General features: G+C 68.4%; 13 protein-coding genes. 7 read left to right on the top strand and 6 right to left on the bottom strand.

All coding sequences use genetic code 11. The features are described 5' to 3' along the window. Nucleotides 1–4: 4 nt before the first annotated feature. Complete coding sequence (locus ACQG3P_RS05645; RefSeq protein WP_426804446.1) at nt 5–2,671, bottom strand: TonB-dependent receptor; 2,667 nt, start codon at nt 2,669–2,671, stop codon at nt 5–7. Nucleotides 2,672–2,823: 152 nt separating this feature from the next. On the opposite strand from ACQG3P_RS05645, the gene queD reads away from it, so the two are divergent. After that, entirely contained in the window at nt 2,824–3,177 is a 354-nt protein-coding gene (gene queD, locus ACQG3P_RS05640; RefSeq protein WP_068849013.1) for a 6-carboxytetrahydropterin synthase QueD, read from the top strand. A 478-nt stretch (nt 3,178–3,655) separates the two neighbouring features. Here the strand turns inward: queD and ACQG3P_RS05635 are convergent, their stop codons facing one another. From ACQG3P_RS05635 to ACQG3P_RS05625, 3 genes are all read right to left on the bottom strand, one after another. After that, nucleotides 3,656–4,783, bottom strand: a complete 1,128-nt coding sequence (locus tag ACQG3P_RS05635; protein ID WP_426804445.1) for an alpha/beta fold hydrolase — start codon at nt 4,781–4,783, stop codon at nt 3,656–3,658. A 93-nt stretch (nt 4,784–4,876) separates the two neighbouring features. Further along, complete coding sequence (locus ACQG3P_RS05630) at nt 4,877–6,349, bottom strand: sensor histidine kinase (RefSeq protein WP_426804444.1); 1,473 nt, start codon at nt 6,347–6,349, stop codon at nt 4,877–4,879. Further along, nucleotides 6,346–7,068 (bottom strand): response regulator transcription factor, encoded by a 723-nt coding sequence (locus ACQG3P_RS05625; RefSeq protein WP_093532899.1) that lies wholly within the window; start codon nt 7,066–7,068, stop codon nt 6,346–6,348. The genes ACQG3P_RS05630 and ACQG3P_RS05625 overlap by 4 nt, the downstream gene beginning before the upstream one ends. Before the next feature lie 146 nt (nt 7,069–7,214). Between ACQG3P_RS05625 and msrB the strand changes: the two genes are divergently transcribed. From msrB to ACQG3P_RS05605, 4 genes are all read left to right on the top strand, one after another. Then, nucleotides 7,215–7,754 (top strand): peptide-methionine (R)-S-oxide reductase MsrB, encoded by a 540-nt coding sequence (msrB, locus tag ACQG3P_RS05620; protein ID WP_426804443.1) that lies wholly within the window; start codon nt 7,215–7,217, stop codon nt 7,752–7,754. 53 nt (nt 7,755–7,807) lie between these two features. Beyond that, a complete protein-coding gene (locus ACQG3P_RS05615) occupies nt 7,808–9,586 on the top strand; it encodes a cytochrome c biogenesis protein DipZ (RefSeq protein WP_217537912.1) in 1,779 nt (592 codons plus the stop codon). Between the two features lie 14 nt (nt 9,587–9,600). Further along, on the top strand, nt 9,601–10,338 hold the full coding sequence (msrA, locus tag ACQG3P_RS05610; protein ID WP_095364671.1) for a peptide-methionine (S)-S-oxide reductase MsrA: 738 nt from the start codon (nt 9,601–9,603) through the stop codon (nt 10,336–10,338). A gap of 116 nt (nt 10,339–10,454) precedes the next feature. Further along, entirely contained in the window at nt 10,455–11,885 is a 1,431-nt protein-coding gene (locus tag ACQG3P_RS05605) for a PLP-dependent aminotransferase family protein (protein WP_426804442.1), read from the top strand. Nucleotides 11,886–11,888: 3 nt separating this feature from the next. On the opposite strand, the gene bioD is transcribed toward ACQG3P_RS05605, so the two are convergent. After that, a complete protein-coding gene (bioD, locus tag ACQG3P_RS05600) occupies nt 11,889–12,572 on the bottom strand; it encodes a dethiobiotin synthase (RefSeq protein ID WP_095364667.1) in 684 nt (227 codons plus the stop codon). 87 nt (nt 12,573–12,659) lie between these two features. Here bioD and ACQG3P_RS05595 point away from each other — a divergent pair, with 87 nt between their 5' ends. After that, the gene (locus ACQG3P_RS05595) at nt 12,660–13,142 is read left to right on the top strand and encodes a GAF domain-containing protein (RefSeq protein ID WP_068848998.1); all 483 of its coding nucleotides are present in this window, start codon (nt 12,660–12,662) and stop codon (nt 13,140–13,142) included. Further along, nucleotides 13,139–13,504, top strand: a complete 366-nt coding sequence (locus ACQG3P_RS05590) for a TfoX/Sxy family protein (RefSeq protein WP_426804441.1) — start codon at nt 13,139–13,141, stop codon at nt 13,502–13,504. Before ACQG3P_RS05595 ends, ACQG3P_RS05590 begins: the two co-directional genes overlap by 4 nt. Here ACQG3P_RS05590 and ACQG3P_RS05585 read toward each other — a convergent pair. Next, on the bottom strand, nt 13,501–14,085 hold the full coding sequence (locus ACQG3P_RS05585) for a histidine phosphatase family protein (protein ID WP_426804440.1): 585 nt from the start codon (nt 14,083–14,085) through the stop codon (nt 13,501–13,503). The genes ACQG3P_RS05590 and ACQG3P_RS05585 overlap by 4 nt on opposite strands. Nucleotides 14,086–14,114: the final 29 nt, after the last annotated feature.

Genomic DNA, 14,114 nt, shown 5'->3' with positions numbered 1-14,114 from the left:
CCTCTTAGAAGCGGTAATCGAACCCGACGGTGAAGTAGCGGCCGCGCAGGTCGTACTGGCTGAAGTCGTACGGCGCGCGGATGCCCGGGAACGAGGCGTCGTACGGCGGTTCCTCATCAGCCAGGTTCTGGATCTTGGCGTACAGGGTCAGCTTCTCCAGCCCGGTGTAGGCCAGGTACAGATCGAACTGGCTGTACGAATCCACCCGGTCCTGCACGGCCGTGGCCGCGGCACTGGCCTTCTGGTCGTAGCCGCTGGTGTAGTACCAGGTCAGCGCGGTGCGGAAATCGGCGTAGCTCCAGTCCAGCGTGGTGGTGGCCTTGTTCTTGGGCAGGGTGGCGCCGAGGTTGCTGCCGGCGTAATCCACCAGCGGGCCGCCGACCACGGTGGGGCGGCTGTAGTCGCGCACGTGGGTGAACGCGGTGGACAGCGAGAAGTCACCGGCCGCTTCGGTCGGGAAGCGCTGGCGCAGTTCCACGTCGAAGCCGGAGGTCTTGAGCTCGCTCAGGTTCTGGTAGCGGTTGAACACCGCCAGCAGCTTGCCGCGCTCATCGCGGGTGACCGCGCCGGGTACATCGTTGGTGACCAGGGTCTGGGTGTTGTTGGTGCCGACCAGGTTTTCCAGTTCGATGCGGTAATAGTCAACGCTCAGGCTGGTGTTGGACCACGGCGACAGCACCAGGCCCAGGTTGTAGCTCTTGGTCCGCTCCGGCTTCAGGTCGCTGTTGCCGACGGTGAAGAAGGTCGGGTTCTGGCGCGAGCCGGGCACGTCCGGGTCGCGCGGATCGATCACGCTGCCGTAGGCGATGCTGGTGCTGTTGGAGTTCTCCGACAGCGACGGCGCGCGGAAGCCCTTGGATGCCGCGGCACGCACCAGCAGGATGTCGAACGGCTGCCAGCGCAGGCTCAGCTTGGGCGAGAACGCATCGCCGAAATCGCTGTAGTGGTCGGCACGCGCAGCGGCCTGCAGCTCCAGGCGCTCGGCCAGCGGCACGTTCACTTCGGCATAGGCGGCGGTGACCTTGCGCTCGCCGTGCACTTCGGCGATGGCCGGGCGGATCTGCAGGCCCGCGTCGATCTGCCACGGGTTTTCCGAATCCAGCTTCTCGCGGCGCCATTCCAGGCCGGCGGCGAAGCCGATCGGGCCGGCCCAGGTGCTGCCCAGCCCGCCGGAGATCTTGGCGTCCACGCCCTGCAGCACGGACTCGGCCGGGCGCAGGGTGCTCAGGTTGATGCCATCGATCACCGACTGCGGGGTAGCCGACGGATCGAGCAGGTTGTAGCTGCCGGTGGCCAGCGCATCGGCCAGGGTCCGGCGGTTGGCAAAGCCGCCGGAGACGGTCTCGCGCTCGCTGCTGCGCGCCCCGAACGCGCCCACTTCCCAGTCCCAGTCCTGCAGGCTGCCGCGCAGGCCGAACACGCCGCGGTAAGCGGTGGAGCGGTTGGTCTTGATGGTCGGGCCGAGGTTGAAGAAGGTGTACTCGATCGGAATCGCGCGGCCGTACGGGTTGAACGGGCTGCTGGCCGGCAGGTTGGACGACACCGGCTCGGCCAGGCCGGTATCGGCGTTGAGCGCGAAGCGGCCGCTTTCCAGGGTGAAGAACGGGCTGCTGCCGAACCACGACACGCCCTTGATCTCGCTGTAGATCACTTCACCGAACGCTTCCACGTTGTCGTTCACCTTGAAGGTGCCGTTGACGTAGGCCTGGTAGCGCTTGGTCGAGGGAATCAGCGTGGTGTACGGGGCGAGGTTGTAGCCGCAGGTGTTGCCGGGCAGGCCGTCGATCGGCGCGCTGGGCACCAGCGTGGTGTTGTCCGGGCACTGCCCGTTGGCGTCGAGCATGGGCACCGAGGTGCCGTTGACCAGGAAGCGCGCGCCCTTGGCCGACCAGCCGTTCCAGCGGCCACCGGGCTTGTCGGTGTAGATGCCGGACTTGGTGAGGTCGCGCTGGTCCTGGTCCAGGCGCTCGCGGTTGTAGCCTTCCAGGCTGACCAGGATGTTGTAGCCATCGGCGTCGAGGTCACCGATGCCACCGATGAACTTCAGGTTCTGCTCGTCCAGGCCGCCCTGGTCGGCGGTGCCGACGCTGCCGCCCAGTTCGGCACCCTGGAAGTTCTGCCGGGTGATGATGTTGACCACGCCGGCCACGGCGTCGGAGCCGTACACGGCCGAGGCGCCGTCCTTGAGCACTTCGATGCGCTCCACGGCGACCATCGGCAGCGCATTGAGGTTGACGAAGGTGTCGGAAAGGCCGCCGGCGGGGAAGCCGTAGTTGGCCAGGCGGCGGCCGTTGAGCAGCACCAGCGTGTTCTTCTGCGACAGGCCGCGCAGGCCGATGCCGGCCGAACCCGAGGCCCAGCCGTTGTTGGTGGTTTCGTTGTTGGCGTTGCCGGTGTTGGCCGAGATCGAGCGCAGCAGGTCGGCAACGGTGGCCTTGCCGGTGGCTTCGATTTCCTGGCGGCCGATCACCTGCACCGGGTTGGCGGTCTCGGTGTCGGTGCGCTTGATGTTGGAGCCGGTGACGCGCACCGCGGCCAGGGTGGTGCTTTCGCCGCTGGCGGAGGCGTCGGGGCTGGCATCGGGGCCAGCGGCGGCGTCGAGGGCAAACGCGGACAAAGGCGTAGCCAGGGCGGCGGAAAGGGCCGCCACAAGAAGGGTGTGCTTGGGCATGAACTCTATGGGGGTGGTGGACGACGAGTTCCGCAGTAGTCCATGCCAAGGGCTTAACGGGCCAATAACATCGCTTCATGCGGATATAACGAAAAGTAACATCTCTTCATCCGGATGGATATGTTTTTGTTGGATGGCCGTACAATGGGCCAATGGAAATCTTCAAAGTCTTTACCCTCGAAGCGGCCCACCACCTGCCCAACGTGCCGGCGGGCCACAAGTGCGCGCGCCTGCACGGCCACTCGTTCCGGGTGGAGCTGAAGGTCGAGGGCGAGCCGGGCGAACACACCGGCTGGATCATGGATTTCGGCGACGTCAAAGCGGCCTTTCAGCCGATCTACGACCGCCTGGACCACCATTACCTCAACGACATCCCCGGCCTGGAAAACCCGACCAGCGAACGCCTGGCGATCTGGATCTGGAACGAGCTCAAGCCCGCCCTGCCGGCGCTGAGCGAGGTGACGGTGCATGAGACCTGCACCTCCGGCTGCCGCTACCGCGGCTGAGCCCCAGACCCAACCGGTTGTTTCTGAACGGATTCAACCTAATCCGGACCACTTCGGCAATGGATTGTTGCAATGCACCACGATCGGTGTATGCTGCATTGCATCAAACGGAATTTGCGTGGGTCCCTCCCCCCACGCAATCCCAAGACCCGACAGAACCCTCCCTCTGTCGGGTCTTTTTTTTGTCCCCGCTAAAGAGCGGTTCTGATGATTTCCATGCGTTACCGCGCGTGAGTAACCTCCGTGCAGTCGTTTGGGAACCGACCCTACGGCCATGCACTTCGCTCTTTCCATGGTCACCTGCCATGCGTCGAAGGCTGGCGGCGGTGGGTTTGCGGGAGCGTAGAGCGCCATGGATGGCGCGAACGAGCTCCCATGGATGGGTTCACGGCGTCTCCCGCAAACCCACCGGCGCCAGCCAAACCATGGACACCCACAGACCACGGCTTTGGCTTTGGCTTTGGCTTTGGCTTGAGGGTCAATCCGGACGCGCGAGCGGGCGCACGATCTGCACCAGGCTCAACAGCGTCTTGCCCGGCTCTTCCCACGGCACCATGTGTGCCGAATGTTCGAACCACACGGCCTGCTTGTAGGGCGCCCGCACGGTGTTCAACCAGCGCTCGGTCGGCGCGGTGGGCGTGGTGTAGTCGTGGCGGCCCATGAACATCACCACCGGGATCGGGAAGCGGGTGATCGGGTTGAAATCCACCTTCAGCATCTGCGGCAGCAACGGCCCCAGCGACAGCACGCTGCCCTTGTCGATGTTGCAGCGGTCGGCGTCCGTGTAATCGGGCGAGAGCCTGGCCGCGCCGAAGTAATACTTCGAGTCATCGCGGTAGGCCGTCAGCCCCCCGTAGTACTGCGGCCACGTGCGCGCGGTAATGATCCGCTCGCGCGTGATCGGCGTGTTGCCCGGGTACGGCGCGATCGCCTCCAGTTCGGCCACCGCCTTGGCGTTGCCGTGTACCTTCGCCTGCGCCAGCCCGTAATCGAAACTGATCTTCTCGTTCTCCACCTGGTTGATGATCTGCCCGATCCCCACGTACGCGTGGAACAGGTCCGGCCGCTTCAACGCCGCCTGCATCGCCACGATCGTGCCCCAGCTGTGCGCCATCAAGATCACCTTGCGCTGGCCCAGGTGCGTGCGCAGGTGCTCGGCCACCTCGATGGCATCATCCACGTAGCGTTCAATGGTCAGCGTCGGCGCGATCGCGTCCGGCGACGCCTCCGCGTAGGTCTTGCCTGCACCGCGCTGGTCCCAGTCCACCACCGTGAAGTACTCCTCCAGTGGTCGCTGGAACTGCCACACGCTCGGCGTCACCGGGCTGGCCGGGCCACCGTGCACGAACAGGATCACCGGGTTGGCCCGGTCCTCGCCGCGGATGGTGAGCCACTGCTTCACCCCGCCGATCGGCGTGGCGTACTGTTCCTGGATCCCGTTCGGCGTGGTGATCCGCTGCAGGTCGCGTACCACCGCGCGCGCCGGTTCCAGCGCCGAGGTGTCCGGGCATTCATTGGCGGCCGATGCAGTGCCTGCGATGCCAGACATGAGCAGCAGCGCCATCAGGGCAAACCGGCTGCGGCGGGGATCCTGTGCGTTGGACATTCGCTCACTCCTGGCGGGCGTTGACGGCATTGCATCCTGCCAGCAACGGACGCCCCAGTGCCGGTGGTCGCCGTGACCTTGGGCAGGGGCGGCTCAGACCACCCGCGCCGCCGGCAGCGAGAAGACGAACAACGCGCCCTCGCGGCTGTCCAGCAGCTGGATCTGACGCTGGTGCAGCTGCAGGATGCGGTGCACGATCAGCAGGCCCAGCCCGCCGCTGTCCGGCCGCTGGCTCCCGAATGCCGGGGGCGTGTGGAACAGGTCCTCGCGCCGCGCCGCCGGAATGCCCGGGCCGGTGTCGGCCACGCTGACCTGCACCTCGCCCTGTGCCGCCTGCAGGGTCACCGTGATCCGGCCGCCTTCGGGCGTGTGCCGGATCGCATTGTCCAGCAGGTTGGTCAGCACCCGCTCGATCAGCGCCAGGTCCGCGTCCACCGCCGGCAGGCCAGGCGGGATGTCCGCCGCCAGCGTCTGCCGGCGCGCCTGCGCGGCCAGCTCGAATTTCTGGAAGACGTCCTGCACCAGGTCCGGCAGCGAGAACGCCTGGCGGTCCAGCACCACCCCGCCGTGTTCCAGCCGCGCCAGCTCGAACAGCGCCTGGGCCAGCCGACCCACCTTGTGGCTCTGCGACAGCGCGATGCCCAGGTAGCGCTGCCGCTCTTCGGCGCTGAGCGTGGCGTCCTTCAACGCCAGTGTTTCCAGGTAGCCGTGCAGCGACGACAACGGCGTGCGCAGGTCGTGCGAGATGTTGGCTACCAGCTCGCGCCGCTGCAGGTCCTGCTGGCGCAGCTGCTGCCACTGCTCGCCCAGGCGCTGGCCCATGTGCCCGAAGCTGTGCTGCAGGATCGCCAGCTCATCGCGCTCACCCGCGCGCAGCGGCGTGGGCGGCAACGCCTGCGCCGGCGCCGCCGCATCCACGTCGAACGACTGCACGCGTCGCGTGAGCTGGCGCAGCGGCCGGGTCACCCAGCGGAACGCCACCGCACCGGCCAGCAGCCCGATGCCGGCCACGATCGCCAGCGACCACAGCGTGGTGCGCAGCGTGGCATTGGCCGCGATGTTGGCCGCCAGCGCCTCGCGCTGTTCGCCCACCAGCACCACGTAGATGTAGCCGGCCTGGCGCCCCTGCACGAACAGCGGGGCGGCGTTGAACACCTTGCGCCCGCGCGCGCTGCGCGGGTCATCGCCGAGGATCGGCAGCGGATCATCGCGCAGCAGCGCCTGCACCGGCGCCAGGTCCACGCGGTCGCGCTTGAGGTGGCCGGTGGGCGCATCGTGGCCGAGGATGCGGCCCTGGTCGTCCAGCAGGTACACCTCCACGCTGGGGTTGACCGCCATCAGCTTGCCGAACAGCGCGCGCACCTCGCCGGTGCGCATGCCGCCACCGTCCATCAGCTCGCCGCTGCGCGCGATGTGCTCGGCCAGCCCGCGCGACAGCCGCTGTACGGTTTCCTGCTCGTGCAGGCTGGTGCTGCGCATCTGGATCGCCATCAGCGCGCCACAGCACACCAGCAGCAGCGCGAAGAACGCCACCGACAACCGCTGCGACAACGACAACCGGATCATGCCGCTGCACCCTCGTTGCCATCGACCAGCTTGTAGCCACGGCCCCACACCGTCTGGATGCGCTGCGGCGACGCCGGGTCGCGTTCGATCTTGTTGCGCAGCCGGTTGATGTGGGTGTTGACGGTGTGCTCGTAGCCATCGTGCTGGTAGCCCCACACCTGGTTGAGCAGGTCCATGCGCGAATACACCTGGCCGGGGTGGCGGGCGAAGAAGTACAGCAGGTCGAACTCGCGCGGGGTCAGCTCCAGCGCGCGCCCTTCCACCTGCGCGGTGCGCGCCACCGGGTCGATGCGCAGCCCGGCCACCGCCAGTTCACCGGCATCGATGCGCGCGTTCTGCGCCATCGCTTCCACCCGGCGCAGCAGCGCCTTGACCCGCGCCACCAGTTCCAGCATCGAAAAGGGCTTGGCCAGGTAATCGTCCGCGCCCAGTTCCAGGCCCAGGATGCGGTGCACTTCGCTGGCGCGTGCGCTGGTGATGATGATCGGGGTGTAGCGCGCCATGCCGCGCGCGCGCCGGCAGATTTCCAGGCCATCCACGCCGGGCAGCATCAGGTCCAGGACCAGCGCCGACCACGGCTGCGCCTCCAGCAGGGCCAGGCCCTCATCGCCGGTAGCGGCATGGGTGACCTCATAGCCCTCGTCGCGCAGGTGCATGCGCAGCAGGTTGGCGATGTGGACATCGTCTTCGACGATCAGGACGCGCTTGGCACTGCTCATTGGCACGGTGACGGGCAGCAGGAAGGTGAACGCATTGTGGCCAGATCCGGACCTGAATGTGTCACGGAAAATTTAACCCTGCGTGAGGATTCGTTGACCGGCCCGGGCGCAGCATGGCCCCATCGTTTCCAGACCGGGAGATCGCCATGCGTTGTACCCGTCGCAGACTGCTCGGCATGGGCGCCATCGGCGCCGCGGCCGGCCTGTTCGGTTTGACCGCCTGCAGTGGCTCGGCCCCCGCTGCACCCGCACCCGCGCGCCGCTTCGAGGTGATGCGTACCGATGCGCAGTGGCGCGAACAGCTCAACCCGGCGCAGTACGCCGTGCTGCGCCGGCAAAGCACCGAGCGCCCCTTCAGCAGCCCACTCAACAAGGAACACCGGCGCGGCACCTTCACCTGTGCCGGGTGCGCACTGCCGTTGTTCTCCTCGTCCACCAAGTTCGACAGCGGCACCGGCTGGCCCAGCTTCTGGGCGCCGCTGCACGATGCCGTTGGCGAGGACCGCGACACCACGTTGGGCATGCTGCGCGTGGAAGCGCATTGCCGGCGCTGTGGTGGCCACCTGGGCCATGTGTTCGATGACGGCCCGCGCCCGACCGGGCTGCGTTACTGCATGAACGGCGTGGCGATGAACTTCGTCGCCGCTGACGAAGAGACACGCGTGCGGATACCCAACCGCACGTAACGCCGATGAAGCCGCCGGGCCGGGCCCGGCGCTACCCCGATAAGGAACGTTCGATGATTCTGCTTGTACTTGCCTACCTGGGCGGTGTGTTGACCATTCTCAGCCCGTGCATCCTGCCGGTGCTGCCGTTCGTGTTTGCCCGTTCGGACCGTCCGTTCCTGCGCAGCGGCCTGCCGCTGCTGATCGGCATGGCGCTGATGTTCGCGGTGGTGGCCAGCCTGGCGGCGGTGGGCAGCCAGTGGGTGGCGCAGGCCAACCAGATCGGGCGCTGGATCGCGCTGGTGGTGATGGCGCTGTTCGCGCTCGCGCTGCTGTGGCCGGCCCTGGCCGACCGCCTGCTGTCGCCGTTCCAGCGGCTGGGCGCACGGCTCAGTGCGTCAGCAGACAAGGCCACCGACGCCGGGCGCGGCGGGGTGGGCACCTCGCTGCTGATCGGCGTGGCCACCGGCCTGCTGTGGGCGCCGTGCGCCGGCCCGATCCTTGGGCTGATCCTCACCGGCGCTGCCCTGCAGGGTGCCAGCGTGGGCACCAGCGGGTTGCTGCTGGCGTATGCCCTGGGCGCGGCCACCTCGCTGGCACTGGCGATCTGGATTGGCGGGCGCGTGTTCACCGCGCTGAAGCGGCGGCTGGGCGCGGGCGAGTGGATCCGCCGCGCGTTGGGCGTGGCCGCACTGCTGGCAGTGGTGGCCATTGCGATGGGCTGGGACACCGGCGTGCTCACCCGGTTGTCGTCGGTCAGCACCGCGCGGCTGGAACAGGGCCTGCTCGATACGCTGCCCGGCCAGGCGCCTGACGCCGGTCCCGCGATGATGATGCGCGCCGCCGATGCAACGGCCGGTGCCGAGCTCCCGGTGGAAGGCACCCTGCCTTCGCTGGACGGTGCCACCGGCTGGCTCAACAGCCCGCCGCTGACCGCCGAAGGCCTGCGCGGCAAGGTGGTGCTGGTCGATTTCTGGACGTACTCCTGCATCAACTGCCTGCGCGCCCTGCCCTACGTGCGGGAGTGGGAACAGCGTTACCGCGACCAGGGCCTGGTGGTGATCGGCGTGCATGCCCCGGAGTTCGCCTTCGAGCGCAACCTGGGCAACGTGCAGCGTGCGGTGAAGGAACTGAAGATCGACTACCCGGTGGCGATCGACAATGAGTTCGCGATCTGGCGCGGCTTCAACAACCGCTATTGGCCGGCGCACTACTTCATCGACGCGCAGGGCCGCATCCGTGCGCACCACTTCGGTGAAGGCAACTACGCGCAGTCCGAACGGATCATCCGCCAACTGCTGCGCGAAGCCGGTGCCAAGCTGCCCGAGGAGCCCGCACAGGCCATGGCGATGGCCGCCAGTGCACCGCGCGCGGGCGTGGAACTGCAGGCCGACATGTCCAACCTCAAATCGCCGGAGACGTACCTCGGGTACTCGCGCGCGGAAAACTTCGCCTCGCCGGACGGCCAGCGCCGCGACGCACCCGCCGATTACACGCTGCCGTCGACGTTCGCGTTGAACCAGTGGGCCTTGTCCGGGCGCTGGACGGTGGGTAACGAAGACGCGCAGCTGCAACGCGCCGGCGGTCGTATCGCGTTCCGCTTCCACGCCCGCGACCTGCACCTGGTGCTGGCACCGGGTGCGGACGGCAAGCCGGTGCGGTTCCGGGTGCGCATCGACGGCCAGCCGCCCGGCGCCTCGGCCGGTGGCGATGTCGGCGCCGACGGCAGCGGCACGGTCAACGAGCACCGCCTGTACCAGCTGGTCCGCCAGTCCGGCGACGTTGGCGAACGCACGTTCGAGATCGAGTTCCTCGATCCGGGTGTGCACGCCTATGCCTTCACCTTCGGTTGAACCAGGAGAACCCCATGCGCGTTTCCTTCGACAAACTGGTGGCCGGCGGCATTGCCGCCGCCGTTGCCGCGCTGACCATCAGTGCAGTGGTCAGCCTGGACCGCCCCGCATATGCCGCGCCGGCCGAAGCGGTGGTGGCGGTGCCGGCGCCGGCGGGTGCGGCCGATCCGAAGCTGCCCGGCAAGCGCGCGCAGGTGGTGTTCGCCGGCGGCTGCTTCTGGGGCGTGCAGGGCGTGTTCCAGCACATCAAGGGCGTGGACAATGCGGTCTCCGGCTACATCGGCGGGCGCCCGGCCGACGCGAACTATTCGCGCGTCAGTAGCGGTGGCACCGACCATGCCGAAGCGGTGCAGGTCACCTACGATCCCAGCCAGGTCAGCTACGGCCAGTTGATGCAGGTGTTCTTCTCGGTGGCGCACGATCCCACCCAGCTCAATCGCCAAGGCCCGGACCGCGGCACGCAGTACCGTTCGGCGGTGTTCGCCGACGATGCCGCGCAGCGCGATGCCACCCGCGCCTACATCGCGCAGCTGCAGAAGGCACGCGCGTATGCGGCGCCGGTGGTGACCACCGTGGACGGCGGCAAGCCGTTCGTTGCGGCCGAGGGCTACCACCAGAACTACCTGACGCTGCATCCGGAGTCGTTGTACATCCGCATCAATGATCAGCCGAAGGTGGCGGCGCTGCAGCGGATGTACCCGCAGCTGTACCGCGAGAAGCCGAGGCTGGTCTCGACCTTGTCAGCGAGGTAACCGATGCGACGGCGGTAGCGGCCGACCGTTGGTCGGTCTTCGCCGCGGGGACGCCAGGTTGCAAGGCATCCAGGGTACAGCGCACCATGCTGGCGACCCTCATGGTTACAGATTCCATGGCCGCCAACCTCTACCAATCCCTGGCCGACGAACTGGCCGACGCCATCCACAGCGGCCGCCTGCCGGCCGGTGCGCGCCTGCCGTCCCTGCGCGGCCTGGCCGCGCAGCGCCAGCTCAGCTTGAACACGGTCATTGCCGCCTACCGGCAGTTGGAGGACGCCGGGCTGGTGATGCCGCGACCCAAGGCCGGGTTCGTGGTCAGCGCGCGCCTGCCCGAACCGACCCGCTCGCTGCGCCAGGCCCCGGCGCTGGCCACCACCCAGGCCCAGCAGCTGATGATGGCGCGCGTGCTGGAGGCGCAGCGGCAGCCGGGCATCGTCGACCTGGCCTTCGCCGGTCCGCGCGGCGAGCGCTTCTACCCCGCCGCACGGCTGGCCCGTGCCACCGCACAGGTACTGCGGCGCACCCCGGCGATGGTGCGCACCTACGCGCGCCCCAACGGGGCCAGGCGGCTGTTGGAGCAGATCGTGCGGCGCGGCCCCCGGCTGGGCCTGCACACCACGGTGGAGCGGCTGGTGCTCACCCATGGCGCGATGGAAGCGCTGCAGCTGGCTCTTCGTGCGGTGACCCGGCCGGGCGATGCGGTCGGCATCGAAGCCCCCTCCTATTTCAACCTGTACCCGTTGCTGGCCAACCTGGGCCTGAAGGCGATCGAGCTGCCCACCGACCCGCGCGAGGGACTGGACGTGGATGCGGTGGAAGCGCAGCTGCAGGAAGGCGCACTCGCCGCCATTGTCGCCATGCCCAGCGTGCACAATCCGCTCGGCTGCACCCTGCCGGTAGCGGCCAAGCAGCGCCTGGCGGCGCTGGTGAACCAGTACCAGGTACCGCTGATCGAAGATGCGGTCTATGCCGAACTGCAGTACCAGGAGCCGCTGGCGCCGTTGTTGAAGGCGTTCGACGAGGACGGTTGGGTGATCGTGGTCAACGGTTTTTCCAAGACGCTCGCCCCGGATTACCGGATCGGCTGGCTCGATGGCGGGCGCTTCGCCGCCGACATCCAGCTGCTGAAGTTCCAGTCCACCGGCGCCGAATCGCAGCTGCTGGGCGAGGCGGTTGCCGCGTTCCTGGAAGCGGGCAGCTACGAACACCACCTGCGCGGGCTGCGCCGGCTGTACCGCGAGCAGGTCGGGCGCGTGCGTGCGCTGGTGGCCCAGCACTTCCCGCCCGGTACCCTGGCCACCCAGCCCAGCGGCGGTTTCCTGCTGTGGATCGAACTGCCGGCGGGCGTGGACAGCAGCGTGCTGTTCGAACAGGCGCTGGCCGAGGGCGTGGTGTTCATGCCCGGCCAGGTGTATTCGCGCGGCGCCCGCTACCGGCACTGCCTGCGGCTGTCGTGCTGCCAGGACCTGGACGCGCGGTACGTGGGCGCCATTGCCAGCGTCGGCCGGCTGGCCACTGCCCTGCTGGCGCAGGCGCGCGGCTGACCCTCAGCCGAGCAGGTGGCGGGCCAGCTGCGCCGGATCGGCACCCGGTGCATACGGCAGCCGGCCCCAGAACGGCATCGGCAGGCGCGCGCGCAGCAGCGCCACGTTGTCGTCGATGCGCTCCATCTGCGGGTCTACCTCGTTGGCGATCCAGCCGATGCAGGTTGCGCCGCTGGCGCTGATCGCCTGCGCGGTCAGCCGCGCGTGGTTGAGACAGCCCAGCCGCAGGCCCACCACCATCACCACCGGCAGCTGCAGCGCCTGCACCAGGTGCGACTGGTCCAGCGTGGCCGACAGCGGTGCCAGCCAGCCGCCCACGCCTTCCACCACCACGGTGTCGGCCTGCGCGCGCAGCCGGGCGAACGCCGCCTCGATCGGATCCAGTGACAGCGTCACCCCGGCCGCCTCGGCGGCCAGTTCCGGGGCCAGCGGCAGCGGCAGTGCGTAGGGGTTGAGGTCGGCATAGGCCGGGGCCGGGTCGCTGGCGGCCAGCAGCGCGGTGGCATCCTCGTTGCGCAGGCCGTCGGCGGTCTGCTCGCAGCCGCTGGCCACCGGCTTCATGCCCACCGCGCGGTGCCCGCGTTGGCGCAGCGCGTGCAGCAGGGCGCAGCTGCTGAAGGTCTTGCCGATGCCGGTATCGGTACCGGTGACGTAGAACGCGGCGGGCGGGGCAGAAAGCGATGACATGGCCGGACCGATGAACAGGGGGGGGCCATTATCAGCGTTCCGCCGCCGGTGGGTCCGGCCGCCGGCCGCGCTTGCTAGACTGCGGCCATGTTCGATACTTCCACGCTCACCGGCAGCAAGCCGGAACAGTACGGCCAGCTGCTGGCCCAGGCCCGTGCCCTGGTGCACGGTGAACGCGACCGCATTGCCAATGCCGCCAACCTGTCAGCGCTGGTCTACCACGCGCTGCCGCAGCTGAACTGGGTGGGTTTCTACCTGTTTGATGGCACTGAACTGGTGGTCGGCCCGTTCCAGGGCCTGCCGGCCTGCGTGCGCATTCCGCTGGACAAGGGTGTGTGCGGCGCGGCCGCCTCGCAGCGGGTAACCCAACGCATCGAGGACGTGGACGCCTTCCCCGGCCACATCGCCTGCGATTCGGCCTCGCGCTCGGAACTGGTGGTACCGCTGGTCCACGGCGACACCCTGATCGGCGTGTTCGACCTGGACAGCCCGGTGCTGGCCCGTTTCGATGCGGACGACCAGGCCGGGCTGGAAGCCATTGCCGCAGTGTTCGTCGAGGCCCTGGGATGAGCACCAAGCTGCGCAACATCGGCCCCAAGAGCGCGGCCTGGCTGCGCCAGGTCGGTCTGCGCACTGCCGAAGACCTGGCCGCGGCCGGGTCGGTGGGCGCGTTCGTGAAGGTACGCCGCGCCGGCTTCAAACCGAGCCTCAACCTGCTCTACTCGCTCGAAGGCGCGCTGCAGGACTGCCACTGGCAGGAACTGCCCGAAGCGCGCCGCGCCGAGCTGGTGGCCGAATACGACGCGATCATCGCCGACAAGCCGCTGAAGAAGGCACCGCCGGCCTCGGGCCCGGTGTATGACCGCACCGTGGCCAACGATGACGATGCCGACGGCGGCGACGCCCCGTTCGACACCGACGACGACCGCTAGGGCGACGCCTGCTGCAACTCCAGTAGTTCCCCCCACAGCTCCCCGTCGTCCCGCTCCACCCGCAGCTGCAGCCGCGTACCGTGGTCGATGCGCAGCGCCCAGCACATCGCCATCGGCAGCCCGCACACCTGCGACAGCACCATCCGCAACGGGCCGCCATGGCTGACCACCAGCGTTGGCACCGGCTCGGGCTCATCCAGCAGCCGATGCAATGCGCGCGCGATGCGGCGCTCGAAATGCCCCCAGCTTTCGCCATGCGGCGGCGGGTTCGCATGCGGGTCCAGGTGGAATGCCTGCAGCGCCTGCATCGGCAGCGCCTGCAGCGGCTGGCCGTCCCAGTCGCCGAAATCCAGCTCCTCCCACTCCTCGTCCGCGATCACCTCCAGCCCGTGCGGCAGCGCCAACGCAGCGGCGGTGTCCAGCGCACGCTGGCGCGGTGAACTCAGCACGCGCTGCCACTGCAGGTCGGCATGGCGTGCGCAGATCAGATCGATGCCCTGCACGTCCAGCGGCGGATCGGTACGCCCATCCAGGTGGTCGTCGCGGCCAGTGGCCGCGTGCCGGATCAGGTCCAGGATCATAGGGACTGCAACCACGTCAAAAGGCGAGG

This window comes from Stenotrophomonas sp. SrG, from assembly GCF_050031795.1.
Classification (GTDB): Bacteria; Pseudomonadota; Gammaproteobacteria; order Xanthomonadales; family Xanthomonadaceae; genus Stenotrophomonas; species Stenotrophomonas rhizophila_A.
This window is presented reverse-complemented; position numbering and strand designations above follow the sequence as displayed.